The sequence below is a fragment of the Antarctobacter jejuensis genome (genome assembly GCF_052266595.1).
Classification (GTDB): Bacteria; Pseudomonadota; Alphaproteobacteria; order Rhodobacterales; family Rhodobacteraceae; genus Antarctobacter; species Antarctobacter jejuensis.
The window spans coordinates 296,686-315,743 of record NZ_JBQQXJ010000004.1 but is presented as its reverse complement, the minus strand read 5'-3'; the positions used below and the strand labels follow the sequence as shown (position 1 = coordinate 315,743).

The following is a 19,058-nucleotide window of genomic DNA, read 5'->3' as shown; positions in this document are numbered from 1 at the left end:
AAGCCTCCTGTCTGTCGATTGAGAAGGTCCCAATCGTCAGGCAGGTCCGCCCATTCCCGAATGCACAGTGGCTTGATCAATGCCCAAGGCTGGCCACAAGCGCCAATGCCGCGGAGCGGCTTCGTCCGTCCGTCCATTCCACCAAAATATACATGTCGCTGCACCTGCCCATTTGGGCTCCAAACCGACATTGAAAAAGGCCCCGCGAATAGCGGGGCCTTCCAGACGAGAGCGGTAGCGCCCTCTCTTATTCGAGCGCGCCCTTGACCGCCGCCATCGCATCACCGCCGTCTTTGGCGGTCACACCGGCCAGCCAGCCGTCCAGAACGCCCATGTTCGCCGACAGCCATGCCTTGGCCGCGTCCTCCGGGTCCTCGCCATCGTCGAGGATCGCGCCCATGATCTCGTTTTCCATCGCCAGCGTGAATTCGAGGTTCTTGAGCAGCGCACCGACGTTCGGGCACTCATCGACATAGCCTGCGCGGGTGTTGGTATAGACCGTGGCGCCACCCAGATCGGGGCCAAAGTAGTCGTCACCGCCGGTCAGGTAGGTGAGGTCGTAGTTGGCGTTCATCGGGTGCGGTTCCCAAGCAAGGAAGATCACCGGCTCATCGCGGTTCACCGCACGGCCCACCTGCGCCAGCATCCCCTGCTCGGAGCTCTCCTTGACCTCGAAATCCTTCAGGCCAAAGGCGTCGGCGTCGATCATGTCGATGATCAGGCGGTTGCCGTCATTGCCCGGCTCGATGCCATAGATCGTCTCGTCCAGCGCATCGGCATGGGCTGCGATGTCGGCGAAATCCTTGATCCCAAGGCCCGCACCCACGGCATTGGTGGCCAGCGTGTACTTGGCCCCCATCAGGTTGGCGCGGACCGTGTCGACGGTGCCCGCCTCACGATACGGGGCGATATCGGCCTCCATCGTGGGCATCCAGTTGCCAAGAAAAACATCGATGTCGCCCGCCGCCATCGAGGTATAGGTCACCGGAACGGACAGCACCTTGATGTCGGTCTCATAGCCCAGCGCCTCCAGCACCACGGTGGTGGCGGCCGTCGTTGCGGTGATGTCGGTCCAGCCGACATCGGAGAAGGTGACGCTGTCGCAGTCGGCCAGCGCCGCACCGGACACAAGGCTGAGCGCGAGGGCGGAAGTGAGGGTCTTTTTCATTGTCGTCTCCCTGGTTGGTTTTGCGGCGAGTAGACCGTGCCTTGGCGGCCATTGCAACCGGCCCGCCACCGGGGGGCCCTGCCCCCTCGCTCCCGGTCGGGGGCTGTGCCATCATCGGGCCAAAGCGCAGACGGAGGCAACGGCATGGCACAACTGGAACAGCGGATTGCGCAGGGGCGCGGGGACGAGCCTGCGGATCTGGTCTTGCGGGGCGGGCAGGTGTTCGACCTGATTACCGGTGCCCTGATAGATGGGGACGTGGCCATCTGTGGCGATACCATCGTTGGCGTGTTTGACCGCTACGAGGGACGCGAAATCATCGATGTCAGCGGCCAGATCCTGGTGCCCGGCTTCATCGACACGCATCTGCATATCGAGTCCTCGCTGGTCACGCCTTTTGAGTTCGACCGCTGCGTCGGGCCGCGCGGGGTGACGACGGCGATCTGCGATCCGCATGAGATCGCCAATGTGATCGGGGCCGAGGGCGTGCGCTATTTCCAGGAGGCCAGCCGCCACACGCTGATCGACATCAAGGTGCAATTGTCGTCCTGCGTGCCCTCGACCCATATGGAGACCGCAGGCGCCGAACTGACCGCCACCGAGATTGCCGCGCTGATGGGCCATCCATCCGGGCTGGGCCTTGCGGAGTTCATGAACTTTCCCGGCGTCATCCACCGCGATCCGCAAGCGATGGACAAGCTGCGCCTGTTCGAAGGCGGCCATGTGGACGGGCATTGCCCCCTGCTGTCCGGCACCGATCTGAACGCCTATATCGCCGCCGGTATTCGGACCGAGCATGAGGCCACGAGCCCCGAAGAGGCGCTGGAGAAGCTGCGCAAGGGGATGCGGGTCCTGATCCGCGAAGGCTCTGTTTCCAAGGACATGCACGCGCTGCAACCGCTGCTGGATGAGCGCACCGCGCCCTATATTTGCCTGTGCACGGATGACCGGAACCCGCTGGATATCGCGGAATACGGGCATCTTGACTACATGATCCGCGAGCTGATCCGGCTCGGCTCTCCGGTGCTGGCGGTCTATCGCGCCGCGACGCTGGCGGCGGCAGAGGCATTCGGCCTGAAGGATCGCGGCATGATCGCGCCGGGCAAGCGGGCCGATATCGTCTGTCTCGGCTCCCTTGAGGATTGCGACGCGCGGATGGTGCTGGCCGGTGGTGTGGTGCTGTCCGAAGCGGGTTTTGCCGCGCGGGACAGCGTCCCGCCGGTGGGGCGCCTGTCGGTCAAGGCGCCGCAGGTCGCGCCCGAGGATTTCCGCGCCCGCGCCAACCGGGTGGAAACGGATGTGATCGGCATCCGCGAGGGGCAGATCCTGACCGACCACCTGAAGGAAGACGTGCCCATCGTGGATGGCGACAAGGCGCCCGACGTCAGCCGCGACCTCGTGCGGATTGCCGTGGTGGAGCGTCACGGCAAGAACGGCAACATCGCCACGGGGTTCGTGAAGGGGTTCGGGCTGCAGGCCGGGGCAATCGCCTCGACGGTCTGCCACGATCACCACAACATCGCCTGCGTCGGAGTAGACTACGCGGACATGGCACTGGCGGCGAACCGGCTATCGGAGATCGAAGGCGGGTTCGTGGTCGCCCGCAACGGGGTAGTGCTGGCGGAACTGGCGCTGCCGGTGGCGGGGTTGATGAGCCTTGAGCCCTTCGAAGTGGTGAGAGAGCAACTGATCCCGCTGCGGGCGGCGGCAAAGTCACTGGGTGTCACGCTCGAAGAACCCTTTCTGCAACTGGCCTTTCTGGCGCTCCCGGTGATCCCTGCGTTGAAGATCACCGACCGGGGCATGGTGGATGTAAACAGGTTCGAGATTATCGGTTGAGAGGAGCACCAGGAATTGCCCGGTGTGCCATGCATGTGGGCAAGGGAACGGAATGTGGCTTGGACCGGCGGTCCGAACCCAAGGCTATCGCGGTGCCACCGCCTGTTTCGATGGGCCGGCACGGCAGCCGTGCGATCAACCAAGCCATGAAATGGACTGTTTCCGGATTTCTTCGGCCGACGGCATTGACGCCCAAGTGACGGGCATAAAAGGTGCATCTGATTATAATTTAACTTGAGGGACGCTTAATGAGGAATATTCTTGCAGGGGCCGCATTGGCCTTGCTGTCCGTGTCAGCCACGAGCAGCAACGCTGCGGTTATTTACGACACTCTCACCAACCACTCATCTGAGGTCGCTACCGCTGCAGCCAAACTCGCAGCCAGTCTTGGTACCTCTGCCAGCGGTTATGCCGGAGCGGGCGCGCTGGGCGCGCTGAGCAGTTCCGACGTGCTGTTCCTGGGCCAAAATGACAACACGAGTGCCTCTGCCTCTGCAGCACAGGACGCCGCCATCAAGACGTTTGTAGAATCCGGCGGCACCCTGATCAAGCTGTGGGGCTTGGACTTCTCGCTTCTGAACTTCGTATCCGGTGAGTCCTTTGTCTACGAGTACGGCGGTTCGACCGGGGTATCCGACATCACCATGACGGCGGCCGCTGCAGGGACGAGCTTTGACGCGGCGCCAGCGGCGCTTCCCGGAGCCAGCAACTTCGGGGCATTGGCTTTGTCGTCGCTTGGTGGCGCGACGAGCGTTTACGAAGGAACCTATGGCGTCGTTCGGTCCTATGGTGCGGTGAAAACGGTTGGGTCCGGTCACGTCGCTTTCCTGGCGTGGGACTGGTGCTGTGGAACCGACGCTGCTGGTCGTGATGCATGGGATTCCGCCCTGCTGGCTGCGGCAACCTATGGCAGCACCCCTTCCCCGGTCCCGCTGCCTGCGGGTCTGCCGCTTCTTGCAGGCGCGCTGGGCCTGATGGGTTTTGCCGGATGGCGTCGGAAAAAGGTCAGCTGACCTCCGGAAGCCGCAAGGCTCTGCCTTTGTGAACGTCACCAATGCGCCCCGGGACCCGCTCCCCGGGGCGCATTTCTTTGTGCACGGCGCAGCGGTGTGGTTGCGCGCGGGCGGTCCGGGACGCCAATTATTCATGAAAGTTTAGATATTCCGACCGAGGGTTGACCGGTCGCGACGGCATTAATTCACGTACCCTTAATTACTCTCGCCCAAAACTTGGCGAACCTTGACTCCACAAGGTTGCCAATTGGGGGTTGTTTTTGTGGTGCATCCTGTTGATGAAAACGGCAGCCGGGTTTCAGCCCTGCATGTTATTGTCGTTCTGATGTCTCTGGCCATGACGCTCAGCGCGTGGCTCTATTCCAAACATCAGGTCGATCTGCAGATCGCCGCCCGGTTCGACGACGCCAAGGACCGTGCCGTGGGCCTCATCGTCGACCGCATGTCCCGGTACGAAGATGCGCTCTGGTCCGGGGTCGCCATGATCGATGCCGGTGACGGCCCGCTGCACCATTCCGAATGGCAGGTATTTTCCGCCTCGCTCAACATCGCCGAAAAATATCCGGGCGTGAACGGCATCGGCGTGATCAACTATGTCGACCGGTCCGATTTCGGGGAATTCATGGCGGACCGCGCCACGGAGGGGCGCGAATTCAACGTCTTCCCCGAACACGGTCTGGATTTCCTGCTGCCGATCACCTTCATCGAGCCGGAGAGCATCAACGAAGCGGCGATCGGTCTGGACGTGGCCCATGAAATCAACCGGCGCACCGGGCTGCTGGCCAGCCGCGACAGCGGGACCGCCCAGATCACCGGGCCCATCTTTCTGGTGCAGGACAGCGGCCACACCCCCGGGTTCCTGTTCTATACGCCCTTCTATGACGGCGGCGCGATGCCGGCCACATTGGCGGAACGGCAAGCGCGTTTCGCCGGCGTGGTCTACGCGCCCTTCGTGGTCAAGAATCTGGTCAAGGGTCTGCTGTCCAAGGACCTGCGCGAGGTGCGGTTCAGCATTCGGGACGGCGAGCAGCTCATCTATGATGAGCACAGCAGGGACGAACCGCTGCATGACAACAGGCCCATGTTCACGGAAACCGTCGAACTGGACATGTATGGCCGGACATGGGTTGTCGATGTCCGCACGAACCTGGCCTTTCGCGCTGCCAACGGATCGGATCAGTCGACCCTGATCCTGCTGGGCGGTCTGATCATCGAAATCCTGATCATCTCGCTTCTGGTCATGCTGGCCCGGTCCAACCAGCGGGCACATGACTACGCCCACCAACTGACCGAGGAATTGCGCACCAAGTCCGAAAACCTTGAACATGCCAACGCCGAGATCGAGCAATTCGTCTATGTCGCGTCGCATGATCTCAAGACGCCGGTGCGCGGGATCGGCTTCCTTGCGGACGCGCTCGAAGAAGATCTCGAAGACATCATCGGACCGGTCGACAAGCATTCCGAAATCATGATGCACCTCAACCTGATCCGCGACAGGGTCGGCCGCATGAATGACCTGACAAAAGGGATCATGGAGTTTTCGCGCGTCGGCAACTACGGCGACCAGAGCGATCCGGAGGTGACCATCAGTGCAGTCGTGGCGGATTGCATTGCCGATTTCGAGGTCACGCCGGGCCAGATCACCGTGGACAGCGATATCGACAGGATTTCCTGCGACAGCCACAACTTTCGCCGCGTGTTGGAGAACCTGATTGGCAACGCCTTCAAGTATCACCCACGGCGCGCGCTTGCCCGGGTCTGGCTGACAGTCACGGATTTGGAGGACAGCCTGCAGGTATCCGTCCGTGACGATGGCAACGGCATCGCCCCCGAATTCCATGAGAAGATCTTCGAAGTCTTTCAGACCCTGCGCAAGGCCGGAGAACCGGAAAGCACCGGGATCGGGCTGGCCATCGTGCGCAAGGCCGTAAAACGCCACGGCTTTGACATCCAGGTCGTCTCGACCGGGAGCGGAGGCACCGAATTCATTTTCCACTGGCCAAAATACGCCCTAACCGAAACCCCCTACATGGAGAAAGTCGCCTGAATGTCTCGTCAGATGAACATCCTGCTGGTCGAGGACAACAGCCTTGACGCAATGATGATCCAGCGGGCCTTGTCAAAGGTCGCGCCAGACGCCACCGTGACCCATGCCACCGACGGTATCGAAGCGCTGAACCTTCTTGCCGCCGGTGCGCTGCGCCACCCTTACTTCATCCTTCTCGACATCAACATGCCAAGGATGAACGGACACGAATTCCTGCAAGCGCTGCAGCAGAACGGCAGCGATGCCAACAGCATGGTCTTCATGTTCACCACCTCCGACAGCCCACACGACATCGCCCGCGCCTACAAAGGACGAGCAAACGGCTATATCGTGAAACCGCACAACAGAGAGGGGATGCGGCGCATCCTGGATTCTCTCCACGAATTCTGGAGCATCTGCGAACCGCCCCTGGCCGAAAACCGCTGCAACTGACAACCGCCCGCCACGGCGGCAGGCCTGGCGCGCCAGCCGCGCCGAAGATCCGGTTGCGCGGTCCCCGGGCCGTGGTCAGAGCCGGTTCAACAGGGCCGGTGTCGGCCAGGCGTCCGCCGGCATGCCAAGCTCGCGCTGCACGCTGCGGACAGCATCGCGGGTGCCCGCACCCAGAATGCCGTCAATCTTGCCCACGTCATATCCCCGCTCGGCCAGCTTGCTCTGCAGGCGCTTCATCTGCTCCCCAGACAGGCCCGGCTCCGGGTTGCCCGCGTCATAGACCGGCGCCCCTTCCAGACGGGTACCAAAGTAGGCGGCGGTCAGGACGTAGGTGAAACTCTGGTTCCACTCGAAATAGACGCTGAAGTTCGGATAGGCGATAAAGGCAGGCCCCTTGCGCCCCTGCGGGATCACGATCGAGGCCTCCAACCGCCCGTCATCCAGCGGCCCGTGCTTGCCGCGCACGCCCAGCTGTTCCCATTCGGCGACGGTCTTGGTGGTGTGCATCCCGGTGTCGAACCATTCCAGATCGGCGGGCAGTTCGACCTCCTGCAACCACGGCTCGTTCGGGCGCCAGCCAAGGTGCGACAGCATCTTGGCCCCGGACATCAACGCATCGGGGGCCGAGGTCTTGGGCGTCACATGCCCGTCGCCGTCCCCGTCGACACCGTTGATCAGGATGTCCTTGGGCAGCATCTGCACCATGCCGATCTCACCGGCCCATGCGCCGGTGGTGGTGCGCGGGTCGAAGTCACCCTGCTCGTACAAGGTCAACGCGGCAAAGATCTGCGGGCGGAAGATTTCCGGGCGGCGGCAGTCATGCGCCAGCGTGACCAGCGCATTCAGCGTGTTGAAATCGCCCTGGAACGCGCCGAAATCGGTCTCGAACGCCCAGAAGGCCAGCAGCACGCCACGCGACAGGCCGAATTCGTTCTCGATCCGGTCAAAGACGCTGTCAAAGCGGCCCGCCATCTGGCGGCCCTTGTCCAGCCGCTGCTGACTGATCAGCTTGCGTGAGAACGTGATGAACGGATCCTGGAAAATCCCCTGGCGCCGGTCGGCCCGCAGCACGCTGTCGCTTTGCTGAGCGCTGGCGAAGAAGTTGCGCACGGTCGCGGGATCATGGCCAAGCGTGACCGCCTCCTGCTGCAACCCGCCGACGAACTGCGCAAAGCCGCCGCCGCAGGGCACGTCCTGCGCATGTGCCGCACCAGCCAGCGCAAGAGCGCCCAAGAAAGCCGTGAACCGCATGAAGTCTCTCCGTTCGATGCCTGTCGGCGCACAGTATCAATACGGGCTGGCGGAGCAAGCGCGCTTGGCCGCCGAGACGGCGGCCCGCCGCCGCCAGTATTTACCCTTTGTTCAATTTTTCGGTCCGAATTAACGGAATTTTCATCATTCTGAAGCAAAGCTGACCAAGCAACTTTATTTTAGTGAGTGTCAGGAGGTCCGCTTGAACGTTCTGATCGTGGAGAGCCGCCAGCCTCTGGCGCAGCTATGGCGACGTCATCTGCAGCGCAGTGGCGCGCAGGTGGCCATTGCCGCCACGCAGGACGAGGCCTTTGACCACCTCGCAACCGACAAATTCGAAGTCATCATCCTGAATGTCGTTCTTGAAAACGGCAGCGCGCTGGCGGTGGCCGATCTCGCCCAGTACCGCCAGCCAGAAGCCCGCATCATTTTCGTGACCAACACCACCTTCTTTTCGGACGGCTCGATCTTCAAGCTCTGCGCCAATGCCTGCGCCTACCTGCCCAGCAGCACCGCGCCGGACGATCTGACGAACATGGTTCATCACTACGCCCGCGCGCTCTAGTTCAGGCGGCCTGCATGCGGTCGCGTCCATGCGGGGCCAGCAGATCCAGATCCGGCCCGACCGGCACGATCCGGTGCGGGTTCACGGTTTCGTGGCTGCGGTAATAGTGATGGGTGATGTGATCGAAGTTCACCGTCTCCGCCACGCCCGGCCATTGGTACAACTCCCGGGTATAGGCCCATAGGTTGGGGTAATCGACGATGCGCGCGCGGTTGCATTTGAAGTGACCGTGATAGACCTTGTCGAACCGGATCAGCGTCGTGAACAGCCGCCAGTCGGCCTCGGTGATCCGGTCGCCCATCAGGTAGCGATTGCCCGACAGCCTGTCTTCGATCCAGTCCAGCGTCTCGAACAGCGGGTGCACCGCCGCGTCATAGGCCTCTTGCGAGGTGGCAAAGCCGGATTTGTAGACGCCGTTGTTGAGCGTGTCGTAGATCCGCGCATTGACCGGCTCGATCGCCTCGCGCAGGTCCTTGGGCCAGTAATCCGCCGTATCGCCGGTGAGTTCGTCAAAGGCGCTGTTGAACATGCGTATGATCTCGGCCGACTCGTTGGACACGATGGTTTCCCGCTTGCGGTCCCAGAGCACCGGCACGGTCACGCGGGTCGTCGCCTGTGGATCGGCCTTCAGGTAGATGTCGCGCAGGAAGGGCAGACCATACAGGCGGTCGCCGGTTGCCCCGGCCTCCGTATCGTCAAAGGTCCAGCCCTCCTCGCCCATGAAACTGTGCACCGCGCTGACCGGGATCAGGTCTTCCAGCCCTTTCAGCTTGCGAAAGACCAGCGTGCGATGCGCCCAGGGACAGGCAAGGCTGACGTAGAGGTGATAGCGACCCGGCTCCGCCTTGAAACCGCCCTCGCCCGTGGGGCCCGCGCTGCCGTCGGCGGTAATCCAGTTGCGGAAGCGCGACTCGCTCCGCTCAAACTTGCCGCCTGACTTGCCGGTATCGTACCAGCCCTTGTGCCACGCACCGTCTACGAGTTGTCCCATCGGGTCCTCCTGAATTGCATGAGAGGAGGTAGCGCCACGATGCAAACCGGCAAAGCCCGACCCGCGCGCAGATACCCCGCGTCAGCGCACAGCAGGGCTCAGCGCACATAGGTCTTGTAGATCCAGATCAGCAGCAGCGCGCCCAGAACCGCGCCCACCAGCCCGGCCAGCAGTCCCGAGATCGCCAGCAGAAAGCGGATGACCAATCCGCCGATCAGTGCCCCGCCTATGCCGATCGCGATGGTGGGCAGGATCGGCGTATCCATCTTCATGAGGCGGGTGGCGATAAAACCGGCGGCGGCGCCGACGATGATGAGCCAGACAATGGGCATATGGGGTCTCCTGATCGTGACCGGCGGATGTTGCCGGTCACGTTAGTCGAGGGGACGGCCCGGCAACAGGGGAAAGGGCCGAATACCGGCCCGCATTCTCAGCGTTTGCGCCAGTGGGTCGGAACGATAATCAGCGCCCCGATCGAGGCGAGGATGGCGTTCAGGCCGGGGCTGCCAAATCCGATGCGGAACATGATCGTCACGAAATAGAACAGGAACGCCCCACCGATGCAGATGATGATGCTTTGCAGGATGCCGTTGCGGGTAAAACCGCTGCGTTCCGACAGGTAGCCGATGATGCCTGCGATGACGACGGTGCCGATCAGTGTGGGGAACATGGGGGCCTCCTGTCAGGTGCCAAGCTGCGTGCCGCGCGGCAGCGGGCAGCCGTTGAGGAAAGTGGGGGTATCCTGCGCGCCCTTGCCGGCACGTTGGGCGCGGGTGACGCGCAGCGCGCCCGATCCGCAGGCGACAGCAAACCCGTCGTCCAGCGTCTGGCCCGGCGCGCCCTGCCCCTCTGCCGGTTCCGCGCCCAAGAGCTTGATCCGCTCTCCGTTCAGCGTAGTCCATGCGCCGGGAAAGGGCGACAGCCCACGGATCTGTCGAGAGACCTCAATCGCGGGCCGGGACCAATCCACCGCCGCTTCGGCCTTGTCGATCTTGGCGGCATAGGTCACGCCCTCTTCGGGCTGTATTTCCGGGGTTAAACTGTCCAGCCGGTCCAGCGCATCGACGATCAGCCGCGCGCCCATGGCGCTGAGCCGGTCATGCAACTCGCCGGTCGTCTCGACTGCGCCGATCTCCGTCGCCTCGCGCAGCAACACCGGGCCGGTGTCCAGCCCGGCCTCCATCTGCATGATGCAGATGCCGGTTTCCGCATCGCCCGCCATGATCGCCCGGTGGATCGGCGCGGCCCCGCGCCAGCGCGGCAGCAGGGAGGCATGGATGTTCAGGCAGCCGTGTTTCGGCGCATCCAGAACCGCTTGCGTCAGGATCAGCCCATAGGCAACCACAACCGCCACATCCGCCTGCAGATCGGCAAAGGCCTGTTGATCCTCGGCCGCCTTCAAACGCACGGGATGGCGCACCGGAAGGCCCAGCGCCTCAGCCCGCTGATGCACGGGCGTCGGGCGGTCCTTCTTGCCACGCCCCGCAGGGCGCGGCGGCTGGCAGTAGACGCAGGCGATGTCATGCCCGGCGTCGACCAGTGCGTCGAGCACGGGAACGGAAAAATCGGGGGTGCCCATGAAGACGACGTGCATCGGGGATCCTTTGGTCATGTCAAAAGCGGTCTAGCGCAGGATCACGCCCGACCCAAGCCTAGGCGTGTTTGCGGGCCTTGCGCAGCAGCATGTCACGTTTGACCTTGCTGAGACGGTCGAAATACATCCGCCCGTTCAGATGGTCGATCTGGTGCTGGACAGAGGTGGCCCAGAGACCGACGAGGTCCTTGCGCACCTTGATGCCCGCGGCGTCGATATAGGTCACCGTCACCGCGCGCGGGCGACTGATCTTGGCGCTGACACCGGGCAGGTTGGGGCTGGCCTCTTCGTGGTCCCGGAACTCGACGGAGGCATGAAGGATTTCGGGGTTCGCCATGCGGATCGCCTTGCCGCGACCGTCCGAGGCATCAACCACCGCCAGCCGCAGCATCACGCCGATCTGCGGCGCGGCAAGGCCGACGCCGGGCATGGCGTCCATCGTCTCGATCATGTCCTCCCAGATCGCGCGGATCTCATCGGTGATCTCATCCACCGGTGCTGCGGCGGTGCGCAGGCGCTTGTCGGGCCAGGGGACAAAGGGGCGCGAAGGCATCAGGCGTGTTCCCTTTCGTAATCCGCCAGCAGCGCTGCGCGCGCGGGCGGGTCGATCCGGTCGAAATGCATGATCCCGTCAAGGTGATCCAACTCGTGCTGCGCGACCGTCGCTGCCGGACCAGTCAGGGTGATCTCCTGCGCCGTGCCGGTCAGATCGGTGTAGGACAGGATGATCCGGTCCGGTCGCGTCACCAGCGCAGACACACCGGGAACCGACAGGCATCCTTCTTCTCTGGTGGAGGTGTCCTCAGATTGAACGGTGATCCGCGGGTTGATGCAGGCCAGAGGCGTCATCTCTCCGTCTTTCCAGCCCGCGTCCATGACGAAAACCCGCAACATGACCCCCACCTGCGGAGCGGCAAGGCCCCGGCCCGGCGCGTCATACATGGTTTCGAACATGTCGGTCACCAACGTCTCGACCGCGCCGAAATCCTCGACCGGGGCGCAGACCTGTGCCAGTCGCGGATCGGGCCATTTCAGGATGGGCAGGACGCTCACGCCTTTTCCCGCGCGCGTTCTTTCTTCAGCTTGACCATCTTGCGGGTGATCATCTGGCGGCGCAGCGGCTTGAGGTAGTCGATGAACAGCTTGCCGTCGAGGTGGTCGATCTCATGCTGGACGCAGGTGGCCCAGAGCCCGTCAAAGGTTTCCTTTTGCAGGTTGCCGTCACGGTCCATCCACTCCACATCCACGACCTTGGGCCGCTCGACATCGGCGTATTGATCCGGGATCGACAGACAGCCCTCTTCGTAGACGTTCCTTTCGTCCGAATTGGCGATCACTTTCGGATTGAACATGATCAGCGGGCGGGCGGCATCGCCGCTGTCGGATTTCACGCAGTCCAGCACGATCAGGCGCGACAGCACGCCGATCTGCGGCGCGGCAAGGCCGATGCCCGGCGCGTCATACATGGTTTCCAGCATATCATCCGCCAGCACCCGCAACTCGTCCGACAGATCGTCGACGGGCGCACAATGCTTTTTCAGGCGGGGGTCGGGGTGGATGAGGATCGGCCGTTTCATGGCGAGTGATTTAAGCGCCGCGAACGGTTTAGGCAAGCATGTGCCCTTGCTCTTGGCCGTCAGACCAGTAGCGTGCCGCTGCAAAAGACAGAAGGATCAGGGAATGAGCCGTTTTGACGAAGTGATCGATCGGGTCGGCACCCACTCGGCCAAGTGGGACAAGATGGAAACGCTCTACGGGGTTTCGCCCCGCGACGGGCTGGCGATGTGGGTGGCGGACATGGATTTCCGCCCGCCGGAATGCGTATCCCGCGCGGTTCAGGGCATGGTCGACCACGGCGTCTATGGCTATTTCGGCGACGATCGCGATTATCTGGAATCCATCCGCTGGTGGATGGACACGCGCCACGGCTGGCAGGTGGACCCCTCGTGGATCTTTTCCTCCCACGGGCTGGTGAACGGTACTGCCATGTGCCTCGAGGCCTATACCCAGCCGGGCGATGGCGTGGTCCTGTTCACCCCGGTCTATCATGCCTTTGCCCGGGTGATCCGCGCGGCGGGGCGCAAGGTGGTGGAATGCCCGCTGGTGCTGCGCGATGGCCGGTACGAGATGGATCTGGACGAATACGACACGTTGATGACCGGCGAGGAAAAGATGGTCATCCTCTGTTCGCCGCATAATCCCGGCGGGCGGGTCTGGTCCGAAGCGGAGCTGAAAGGTGTGGCCGATTTCGCGAAGCGGCATGACCTGCTGCTGGTCTCGGACGAGATTCACCATGACCTCGTGATGCCCGGCCATCGCCACACCCCGATGGCCATCGCCGCGCCGGAGATCATGGACCGGCTGGTGATGATGACCGCGACGACCAAGACCTTCAACATCGCGGGCAGTCATATCGGCAATGTCATCGTCCCCGACGATGCCCTGCGCGCACGCTTTTCCAAGGCGATGATGGGGCTTGGCATGTCGCCCAACTCTTTCGGCCTGTTCATGGCGACGGCGGCCTATTCGCCCGAGGGCGCACAATGGGTGGATGAGCTGGTCCAGTACCTAGACGGCAACCGGCGGCTGTTCGACGAGGGGATCAACGCCATTCCCGGCGTGAGTTCGATGCCGATGGAAGCGACCTATCTGGCCTGGGTGGATTTCGCCGGGACGGGGATGGAGCGCGAGGAATTCACCCGCCGCGTCGAACAGGAGGCGAGGATCGCCGTCAACCACGGGCCGACCTTCGGCTATGGCGGCGAGCGGTATCTGCGGTTCAACTTTGCCACCCCCCGGTCGCGCGTGGCCGAGGCGGTGGAACGGATGCAGAAGGCATTTGGCGATCTGCAATAGACCACGGCGGGAGCGAGGGGCCAGCCCCTCGCGCCGGAGGCGCGTCGCGGGTTATGCGAGGGGCCTGCCCCTCGCGCTCCCCGAGGTATTTTTCAGCCCAAAGAAGGCAGCTGTGCTTATCGGCTGCGCGGCGGGCGGGGTTTGTAGACCGGCAGGCGCCAGCCCAGCGCCAGCGACCCTGCACGCAGGGCAAAGGTCACGGCGAGGGTCACGGCGCCGGTCACAAGCGGTGTTGCCCCAAGCGTGGCGGCGATGACCGTGGCGAGCGAGCCCGCAAGCGCGCAGGTGACGTAGAGTTCACCCTGTTTCAGCACCAGCGGCACCTCATTGGCCACCACGTCGCGCGCCAGCCCCCCGGCACAGCCAGTGACGATACCCATAACCAGAACGACAGTCGGCGGTTGGCCCATGCGTTGCGCCACCCCTGCACCGGCCGCCACGGCCACGCCCAGCGCCAGCGCATCCAGCCAGTGAATCGCCTTCAGACGGCTTTCGATCAGGTGGGCGGTGAAGAAGACCAGAACGGCGGCGAGGGTGACCACGGCAAGGTAATTCGGGTCGGCGATCCAAACCGGGGTGCGGTCCAGCAGCACATCGCGCAGGGTGCCGCCGCCAAGGCCCGTCAGCCCGGCCAGAAAGGCAAAGCCCACCACGTCCAGTTGGGCGCGGCTGGCCACCAGCGCGCCGGTCAGGGCAAAGACCAGCGTCGCGGCATAGTCGAGCAGGATGAGCGGCGTCATTTCTTGGCGGGCGCCGTACCGGCGCGGGTCTTGAACGGCGCCATGCCGGCGCGGGCCAGTTCATCGGCGCGTTCGTTTTCCGGGTGGCCGGCGTGGCCCTTGACCCACTCCCATGTCACGTCGTGGCGTTTCTGCGCCTCGTCCAGCCGCTGCCAGAGTTCGACGTTCTTGACCGGCTTCTTGGCGGCGGTCTTCCAGCCGTTGCGCTTCCAGCCATGGATCCAGCCGGTGACGCCGTTCTTGACGTAGGCGCTGTCGGTCACGACGGTGATTTTCGAGGCGCGCGACAGGCTTTCAAGCGCACTGATCGCCGCCATCAGTTCCATGCGGTTGTTGGTGGTCTGCGCCTCGCCGCCGCTCAGTTCGCGTTCCTTGACAATGGTGTCGCCATCAGTCGCGCGCAGGAGGGCGCCCCAACCGCCCGGGCCGGGATTTCCGGAACAGGCGCCATCGGTATAGGCAAAAAGCTCAGGCATGGGCGGTCGCCGTGATCCAGGGGGCCACAACGCCATCCAGCCCCTTGTCGGTGCCGTGGCTGTAGGGGCCGGGTGTCAGGCCCGCATCCTGCAAGAGGGCCGTCAGGCTGGCGGGCGTGTAATAGGTATAGAGGCGGCCTAGGCCGTCGCGCTTTTCGCCCTCCCCTTCCTTGACGCCGATATGGAACAGCCCGCCCGGTTTCAGCGCGCGGGCAATGGCGGCAAGATGCCGGGGCATGTCGCCGCGGGGGGCGTGCAGCAGGCTGAAATTGGCCCAGATGCCATCATAAGTGGCCTCTGCGTCGAGCGCGTCGAAGCTTGCCTGTCTGGCCGTGACACCTGCGCGCGTTGCGGCCAGCGCGACCATCGCCTCTGATGCGTCCCACGCCTCGACGCTCAGGCCCGCCGCCGCCATGTGGCCGGAAGATATCCCCGGCCCGCAGCCAAGGTCCAGCACGCGCCCGCCCTGTGGCAGCGCGGCGATGAAGGCGGACAGCGTGGCGTCGGGACCGTCGGAGGCGGTCACCTGGGCATAGTCCTCTGCCCGGCTGTCATAGATGCGGATGGTTTCACGATCTGTCATGGCTGGGGGTTTTGCCTTTTCCGGCGCGTATCGCAAGAGGCCAGCGGCGCATTTGCGTATTTGGAAAGAGAAGAAACCCGCGGCGTCAGGACAGCGGGATCACCGCGAGGCAGGCCACGACAAGCGTTGTCAGCAGCACCCGCAGGCGCAGCCACCATGCGGGCGCGAGGCCCCAGCGGGCAAAGGCATAGTCGAGCAGCAACAGCGCGAGGAAGCCGAAGATCAGGTTGATCGCAGCGCGGCTTTCGCCGCCGCCAGTGGTGAAGAAGGCCCAGAGCGCGGGCAGCGTGGAGAGCGCATAGCCGGTGGCGGCGCGATTGCTCTCTGCCTTGGTGGCGAATCCCCAGAGCACGCCGGACATGAAGGACAGGATCACCGCCCCATAGAAGAGCCCCACGTAGGGGCCAACAAAGCGCGGGCCGATATGGGCCAGGCCCCAGTCCTGCAGACCCGGCACGAGGATGGTCAATGCGCCCCAGGCAAAGGGCAGCACACCGGCGAGGCCGAGGAGAAGGGCGGCGCGGGGGATCTGTTGCGGCATGGGTCCTTCTCCTTGGGGCCTGCGGAGTTTGAGGCAGTCGCTGCGCCTGCCCACAAGGTATGTCACATGGGACGAAGACAAGGGGGCGCCGCGGCTGTGTTCTGCCTCAGGCCGGTTGGCGCAAGACGCGCGGCACCTTGAATTCCACGTTTTCCTGCGCGGTTTCGACCCGCTCCACGGTCACGGCAAAGCGTGCGCGAAAGGCGTCGATCACCTCGTCGATCAGCACCTCGGGGGCGGAGGCGCCCGCGGTGATGCCCACCGATCCGATACCGTCGACCGCGCGCCAGTCAATGTCCGTGGCGCGCTGGACAAGCTGCGCATAGGCGCAGCCCGCGCGGCGTCCGACCTCGACCAGCCGTTTGGAATTGGAGGAATTGGGCGCGCCCACCACCAGCAGCGCATCGGCGCGGGGGGCCAGCGCCTTTACCGCCTCCTGCCGGTTGGTGGTGGCGTAACAGATGTCTTCCTTGTGCGGGCCGACGATGGCCGGAAAGCGCGCCTTGAGCGCGGCGACAATTTCTGCCGTGTCATCCACGGAAAGCGTCGTCTGGGTCACGAAGGCAAGGCGTTCCGGATCGCGCACCTGAACCCCTGCCACATCGGCGGGGGTTTCGACCAGCAGAACCTCACCCTCGGGCAGTTGCCCCATTGTGCCCACGGTTTCGGGATGGCCCGCGTGGCCGATCATGATCATCTGCAAGCCGTTTTCGGAATGGCGCGCCGCCTCGATATGCACCTTGCTGACCAGCGGGCAGGTCGCATCCACATAGATCATTTCGCGCTTCGCGGCCTCGGCGGGCACGGACTTCGGTACGCCATGGGCGGAGAAGATCACCGGGCGGTCGTCCGGGCACTCTTCCAGCTCCTCGACAAAAACCGCGCCCTTGGCCCGCAGGTCATCGACCACGAACTTGTTATGAACGATCTCGTGCCGGACGTAGACGGGCGTGCCCCATTTCTCCAGCGCCATCTCGACGATCTTGATCGCGCGGTCCACGCCGGCACAGAATCCGCGCGGCGCGGCAAGGTAGAGCGTGAGCGGTGGTAGGCTGTCAGGCATGGCGGAACCTTTCGTCTGGGCACGCCCTTCACCTAGTGGCGGAGCGGCGCGAGGTCCATCCCATGCGTCAGATCGGCGACAAACAAGACGCCGAAGGTGACAAGGGCCCGGTCTGATGGCGGGTGAGTGACCGCCGGACCGAGCCCCTGTCGGATCACTTGCTTGAAGCGACTTCGAAGTTGCGCTCGACCTGGGTGTCGCGCGGCGGGCGTCCGATCACTTCACGCAACTCGTCGAGCTCGATGAAGTTGTCGGCCTGGCGCCGCAGTTCGTCGGCGATCATCGGCGGCTGCGACCGGATGGTCGAAACAACCGAAACGCGAACGCCCTGACGCTGCAGGCTTTCGACCAGCGGCCGGAAGTCCCCGTCACCGGAGAAGAGCACGATGTGATCCACGCGCGGTGCCAGCTCCATGGCATCGACCGTCAGTTCGATATCCATGTTGCCCTTGACCTTACGACGGCCCTGGCTGTCGGTGTATTCCTTCGCGGGCTTCGTCACCATGGTGAAGCCGTTGTAGTGCAACCAGTCGACCAGTGGCCGGATCGGCGAATACTCGTCGTTTTCCAGCAGAGCCGTGTAATAGAAAGCACGAACCATCTTGCCCCGACGCGCGAACTCCTGCCGAAGCAGCTTGTAGTCGATATCGAAACCGAGAGCTTTGGCGGCGGCGTACAGGTTAGAGCCGTCTATGAACAGCGCAAGCCGTTCGTCCTTGTAGAACATAAAATTCCCTTTCGTCCAATCGGCCCGCCTGATCCGTGAGTGTGTAAGAGGTGGCGGACAAGGTCGATACAGAGTAAGTGTTTTTCCGCGCTTCGCAAGGCGCGCTCAAGTATCAAAAGAATAGTCTTTTTCCTGCCATGACACAAGAATTCCTTGTCGCGCTGGGTTCAAACCTTGGATCCTATGCGGGAAGTCCCGCCCAGACACTCGCGCATGCGTTGTGCAAACTGACCTCTCGGAACATGGTGCTACGTCGCATCAGCCGGTTCTTCGCGACCCCCTGTTTCCCGGCCGGGGCAGGCCCGGATTATGTCAATGCCTGCGTGGCATTAGAGTATGACGGAGACGCCCAGTCGCTGCTGGCGATCCTGCATCAGGTCGAGGCGGATTTCGACCGGGAGCGGGTACAGAGATGGGGCAGCCGGACGCTGGATCTCGATCTTCTGGCGCAGGGTGACGGGGTTCTGCCGGAAGCGGCAACACAGGTGCAATGGCGTGAATGTGACGTTGCAGCACAACTGACACGTGCTCCCGAACAGTTGATCCTGCCGCATCCCCGCCTACAGGACCGCGCCTTTGTCCTTGTCCCGCTGGCCGATATCGCCGCCGATTGGCGGCATCCGCTGACTGGGACAACCGTGGCAGAGATGCTGGCCGCCCTGCCCGCCGCCGACCGCGCAGAGGCCCGCCCGATCTGAACCGCCGAAAGCCTCCCGGGATGCCCCCACGACATCCCCACCACGCCCCCCTTGTGAAAGCGGGAACAGCGCGTTATATCGTCGGTTTCTGAGGTCCTCAAACACAGGAACGGAGCATCCATGGCCCGCGTGACGGTAGAAGATTGCGTTGACAAGGTTCCCAACCGGTTCGAGCTGGTTATGCTCGCCGCCCACCGGGCGCGCGAAATCTCTGCTGGTGCCGCCATCACGGTTGACCGCGACAACGACAAGAACCCGGTCGTCGCCCTGCGCGAAATCGCGGATGAGACCCAGTCCACCGATGAGCTGCGCGAACGCCTGATCGAGTCGAACCAGACGCAGATTGAGGTGGACGAGCCCGAAGAGGACACCATGGCGCTGCTCATGGGGGCCGAACAGGACAAGCCGCAAGAGGACGACATGTCCGAAGAAAAGCTGCTTCGTGCTCTCATGGAGGCACAGGGTCAGGGCTGA

At 63.5% G+C, this 19,058-nt stretch carries 23 protein-coding genes; 8 read left to right on the top strand and 15 right to left on the bottom strand.

Annotated features, from left to right (window positions below; genetic code table 11):
* Positions 1 to 247: 247 nt before the first annotated feature.
* Positions 248 to 1,168: a choline ABC transporter substrate-binding protein gene (choX, locus tag ACTXGA_RS08420; protein WP_443392702.1), complete on the bottom strand. Its 921-nt coding sequence runs from the start codon at positions 1,166 to 1,168 to the stop codon at positions 248 to 250.
* Between the two features lie 144 nt (positions 1,169 to 1,312).
* On the opposite strand from choX, the gene ade reads away from it, so the two are divergent.
* The 4 genes from ade (at position 1,313) to ACTXGA_RS08400 (ending at position 6,499) form a co-directional block, all read left to right on the top strand.
* The gene (gene ade, locus ACTXGA_RS08415) at positions 1,313 to 3,007 is read left to right on the top strand and encodes an adenine deaminase (RefSeq protein ID WP_443392701.1); all 1,695 of its coding nucleotides are present in this window, start codon (positions 1,313 to 1,315) and stop codon (positions 3,005 to 3,007) included.
* Positions 3,008 to 3,255: 248 nt separating this feature from the next.
* Entirely contained in the window at positions 3,256 to 4,020 is a 765-nt protein-coding gene (locus tag ACTXGA_RS08410) for a hypothetical protein (protein ID WP_443392700.1), read from the top strand.
* A 262-nt stretch (positions 4,021 to 4,282) separates the two neighbouring features.
* Positions 4,283 to 6,067 (top strand): CHASE domain-containing protein, encoded by a 1,785-nt coding sequence (locus ACTXGA_RS08405; protein ID WP_443392699.1) that lies wholly within the window; start codon positions 4,283 to 4,285, stop codon positions 6,065 to 6,067.
* Positions 6,068 to 6,499: a response regulator gene (locus tag ACTXGA_RS08400; protein WP_443392698.1), complete on the top strand. Its 432-nt coding sequence runs from the start codon at positions 6,068 to 6,070 to the stop codon at positions 6,497 to 6,499.
* Positions 6,500 to 6,574: 75 nt separating this feature from the next.
* Here ACTXGA_RS08400 and ACTXGA_RS08395 read toward each other — a convergent pair whose 3' ends face one another.
* Entirely contained in the window at positions 6,575 to 7,750 is a 1,176-nt protein-coding gene (locus ACTXGA_RS08395; protein ID WP_443392697.1) for a lytic murein transglycosylase, read from the bottom strand.
* Positions 7,751 to 7,952: 202 nt separating this feature from the next.
* Here ACTXGA_RS08395 and ACTXGA_RS08390 point away from each other — a divergent pair, with 202 nt between their 5' ends.
* The gene (locus tag ACTXGA_RS08390) at positions 7,953 to 8,315 is read left to right on the top strand and encodes a response regulator transcription factor (protein ID WP_443392696.1); all 363 of its coding nucleotides are present in this window, start codon (positions 7,953 to 7,955) and stop codon (positions 8,313 to 8,315) included.
* Position 8,316: 1 nt separating this feature from the next.
* Here ACTXGA_RS08390 and ACTXGA_RS08385 read toward each other — a convergent pair whose 3' ends face one another.
* The 7 genes from ACTXGA_RS08385 to def (ACTXGA_RS08355) form a co-directional block, all read right to left on the bottom strand.
* On the bottom strand, positions 8,317 to 9,306 hold the full coding sequence (locus tag ACTXGA_RS08385) for a glutathione S-transferase family protein (protein ID WP_443392695.1): 990 nt from the start codon (positions 9,304 to 9,306) through the stop codon (positions 8,317 to 8,319).
* A 98-nt stretch (positions 9,307 to 9,404) separates the two neighbouring features.
* Positions 9,405 to 9,638 carry a GlsB/YeaQ/YmgE family stress response membrane protein gene (locus ACTXGA_RS08380; RefSeq protein ID WP_443392694.1) on the bottom strand — a complete coding sequence of 78 codons (234 nt, stop codon included), beginning with the start codon at positions 9,636 to 9,638 and terminating at the stop codon, positions 9,405 to 9,407.
* A 98-nt stretch (positions 9,639 to 9,736) separates the two neighbouring features.
* Positions 9,737 to 9,976 (bottom strand): hypothetical protein, encoded by a 240-nt coding sequence (locus tag ACTXGA_RS08375; RefSeq protein WP_443392693.1) that lies wholly within the window; start codon positions 9,974 to 9,976, stop codon positions 9,737 to 9,739.
* A gap of 12 nt (positions 9,977 to 9,988) precedes the next feature.
* A complete protein-coding gene (gene fmt, locus ACTXGA_RS08370; protein ID WP_443392708.1) occupies positions 9,989 to 10,900 on the bottom strand; it encodes a methionyl-tRNA formyltransferase in 912 nt (303 codons plus the stop codon).
* Between the two features lie 58 nt (positions 10,901 to 10,958).
* Entirely contained in the window at positions 10,959 to 11,453 is a 495-nt protein-coding gene (gene def / locus ACTXGA_RS08365) for a peptide deformylase (protein WP_443392692.1), read from the bottom strand.
* A complete protein-coding gene (gene def, locus ACTXGA_RS08360; protein WP_443392691.1) occupies positions 11,453 to 11,953 on the bottom strand; it encodes a peptide deformylase in 501 nt (166 codons plus the stop codon). The genes def (ACTXGA_RS08365) and def (ACTXGA_RS08360) overlap by 1 nt, the downstream gene beginning before the upstream one ends.
* Positions 11,950 to 12,477 (bottom strand): peptide deformylase, encoded by a 528-nt coding sequence (def, locus tag ACTXGA_RS08355; protein ID WP_443392690.1) that lies wholly within the window; start codon positions 12,475 to 12,477, stop codon positions 11,950 to 11,952. Before def (ACTXGA_RS08355) ends, def (ACTXGA_RS08360) begins: the two co-directional genes overlap by 4 nt.
* A 103-nt stretch (positions 12,478 to 12,580) precedes the next feature.
* On the opposite strand from def (ACTXGA_RS08355), the gene ACTXGA_RS08350 reads away from it, so the two are divergent.
* Positions 12,581 to 13,756 (top strand): MalY/PatB family protein, encoded by a 1,176-nt coding sequence (locus ACTXGA_RS08350; RefSeq protein WP_443392689.1) that lies wholly within the window; start codon positions 12,581 to 12,583, stop codon positions 13,754 to 13,756.
* A 116-nt stretch (positions 13,757 to 13,872) separates the two neighbouring features.
* On the opposite strand, the gene ACTXGA_RS08345 is transcribed toward ACTXGA_RS08350, so the two are convergent.
* The 6 genes from ACTXGA_RS08345 to ACTXGA_RS08320 form a co-directional block, all read right to left on the bottom strand.
* Positions 13,873 to 14,496 carry a trimeric intracellular cation channel family protein gene (locus tag ACTXGA_RS08345; RefSeq protein ID WP_443392688.1) on the bottom strand — a complete coding sequence of 208 codons (624 nt, stop codon included), beginning with the start codon at positions 14,494 to 14,496 and terminating at the stop codon, positions 13,873 to 13,875.
* Complete coding sequence (gene rnhA / locus ACTXGA_RS08340; RefSeq protein WP_443392687.1) at positions 14,493 to 14,972, bottom strand: ribonuclease HI; 480 nt, start codon at positions 14,970 to 14,972, stop codon at positions 14,493 to 14,495. The genes ACTXGA_RS08345 and rnhA overlap by 4 nt, the downstream gene beginning before the upstream one ends.
* Positions 14,965 to 15,555, bottom strand: a complete 591-nt coding sequence (locus ACTXGA_RS08335; protein WP_443392686.1) for a class I SAM-dependent DNA methyltransferase — start codon at positions 15,553 to 15,555, stop codon at positions 14,965 to 14,967. The genes rnhA and ACTXGA_RS08335 overlap by 8 nt, the downstream gene beginning before the upstream one ends.
* 85 nt (positions 15,556 to 15,640) lie before the next feature.
* Positions 15,641 to 16,096, bottom strand: a complete 456-nt coding sequence (locus tag ACTXGA_RS08330) for a DUF3429 domain-containing protein (RefSeq protein ID WP_443392685.1) — start codon at positions 16,094 to 16,096, stop codon at positions 15,641 to 15,643.
* Positions 16,097 to 16,202: 106 nt separating this feature from the next.
* Entirely contained in the window at positions 16,203 to 17,159 is a 957-nt protein-coding gene (gene ispH, locus ACTXGA_RS08325; protein WP_443392684.1) for a 4-hydroxy-3-methylbut-2-enyl diphosphate reductase, read from the bottom strand.
* 154 nt (positions 17,160 to 17,313) lie between these two features.
* A complete protein-coding gene (locus ACTXGA_RS08320) occupies positions 17,314 to 17,886 on the bottom strand; it encodes a LabA-like NYN domain-containing protein (protein WP_043142294.1) in 573 nt (190 codons plus the stop codon).
* A gap of 137 nt (positions 17,887 to 18,023) precedes the next feature.
* Here ACTXGA_RS08320 and folK point away from each other — a divergent pair, with 137 nt between their 5' ends.
* Together folK and rpoZ are read left to right on the top strand one after the other, a co-directional pair.
* Positions 18,024 to 18,584, top strand: coding sequence for a 2-amino-4-hydroxy-6-hydroxymethyldihydropteridine diphosphokinase (gene folK, locus ACTXGA_RS08315; RefSeq protein ID WP_443392683.1), 561 nt, complete (start codon positions 18,024 to 18,026; stop codon positions 18,582 to 18,584).
* A 120-nt stretch (positions 18,585 to 18,704) separates the two neighbouring features.
* Positions 18,705 to 19,058, top strand: a complete 354-nt coding sequence (gene rpoZ / locus ACTXGA_RS08310; RefSeq protein WP_443392682.1) for a DNA-directed RNA polymerase subunit omega — start codon at positions 18,705 to 18,707, stop codon at positions 19,056 to 19,058.

Bases quoted from the DNA above. Each gene is read 5' to 3' on its own strand.
- choX (WP_443392702.1), bottom strand. From the start codon at position 1,168: ATGAAAAAGACCCTCACTTCCGCCCTCGCGCTCAGCCTTGTGTCCGGT.
- ade (WP_443392701.1), top strand. From the start codon at position 1,313: ATGGCACAACTGGAACAGCGGATTGCGCAGGGGCGCGGGGACGAGCCT.
- ACTXGA_RS08410 (WP_443392700.1), top strand. From the start codon at position 3,256: ATGAGGAATATTCTTGCAGGGGCCGCATTGGCCTTGCTGTCCGTGTCA.
- ACTXGA_RS08400 (WP_443392698.1), top strand. From the start codon at position 6,068: ATGTCTCGTCAGATGAACATCCTGCTGGTCGAGGACAACAGCCTTGAC.
- ACTXGA_RS08395 (WP_443392697.1), bottom strand. From the start codon at position 7,750: ATGCGGTTCACGGCTTTCTTGGGCGCTCTTGCGCTGGCTGGTGCGGCA.
- ACTXGA_RS08385 (WP_443392695.1), bottom strand. From the start codon at position 9,306: ATGGGACAACTCGTAGACGGTGCGTGGCACAAGGGCTGGTACGATACC.
- ACTXGA_RS08380 (WP_443392694.1), bottom strand. From the start codon at position 9,638: ATGCCCATTGTCTGGCTCATCATCGTCGGCGCCGCCGCCGGTTTTATC.
- ACTXGA_RS08375 (WP_443392693.1), bottom strand. From the start codon at position 9,976: ATGTTCCCCACACTGATCGGCACCGTCGTCATCGCAGGCATCATCGGC.
- fmt (WP_443392708.1), bottom strand. From the start codon at position 10,900: ATGCACGTCGTCTTCATGGGCACCCCCGATTTTTCCGTTCCCGTGCTC.
- def (WP_443392692.1), bottom strand. From the start codon at position 11,453: ATGCCTTCGCGCCCCTTTGTCCCCTGGCCCGACAAGCGCCTGCGCACC.
- def (WP_443392690.1), bottom strand. From the start codon at position 12,477: ATGAAACGGCCGATCCTCATCCACCCCGACCCCCGCCTGAAAAAGCAT.
- ACTXGA_RS08350 (WP_443392689.1), top strand. From the start codon at position 12,581: ATGAGCCGTTTTGACGAAGTGATCGATCGGGTCGGCACCCACTCGGCC.
- ACTXGA_RS08345 (WP_443392688.1), bottom strand. From the start codon at position 14,496: ATGACGCCGCTCATCCTGCTCGACTATGCCGCGACGCTGGTCTTTGCC.
- rnhA (WP_443392687.1), bottom strand. From the start codon at position 14,972: ATGCCTGAGCTTTTTGCCTATACCGATGGCGCCTGTTCCGGAAATCCC.
- ACTXGA_RS08335 (WP_443392686.1), bottom strand. From the start codon at position 15,555: ATGACAGATCGTGAAACCATCCGCATCTATGACAGCCGGGCAGAGGAC.
- ACTXGA_RS08330 (WP_443392685.1), bottom strand. From the start codon at position 16,096: ATGCCGCAACAGATCCCCCGCGCCGCCCTTCTCCTCGGCCTCGCCGGT.
- ispH (WP_443392684.1), bottom strand. From the start codon at position 17,159: ATGCCTGACAGCCTACCACCGCTCACGCTCTACCTTGCCGCGCCGCGC.
- ACTXGA_RS08320 (WP_043142294.1), bottom strand. From the start codon at position 17,886: ATGTTCTACAAGGACGAACGGCTTGCGCTGTTCATAGACGGCTCTAAC.
- folK (WP_443392683.1), top strand. From the start codon at position 18,024: ATGACACAAGAATTCCTTGTCGCGCTGGGTTCAAACCTTGGATCCTAT.
- rpoZ (WP_443392682.1), top strand. From the start codon at position 18,705: ATGGCCCGCGTGACGGTAGAAGATTGCGTTGACAAGGTTCCCAACCGG.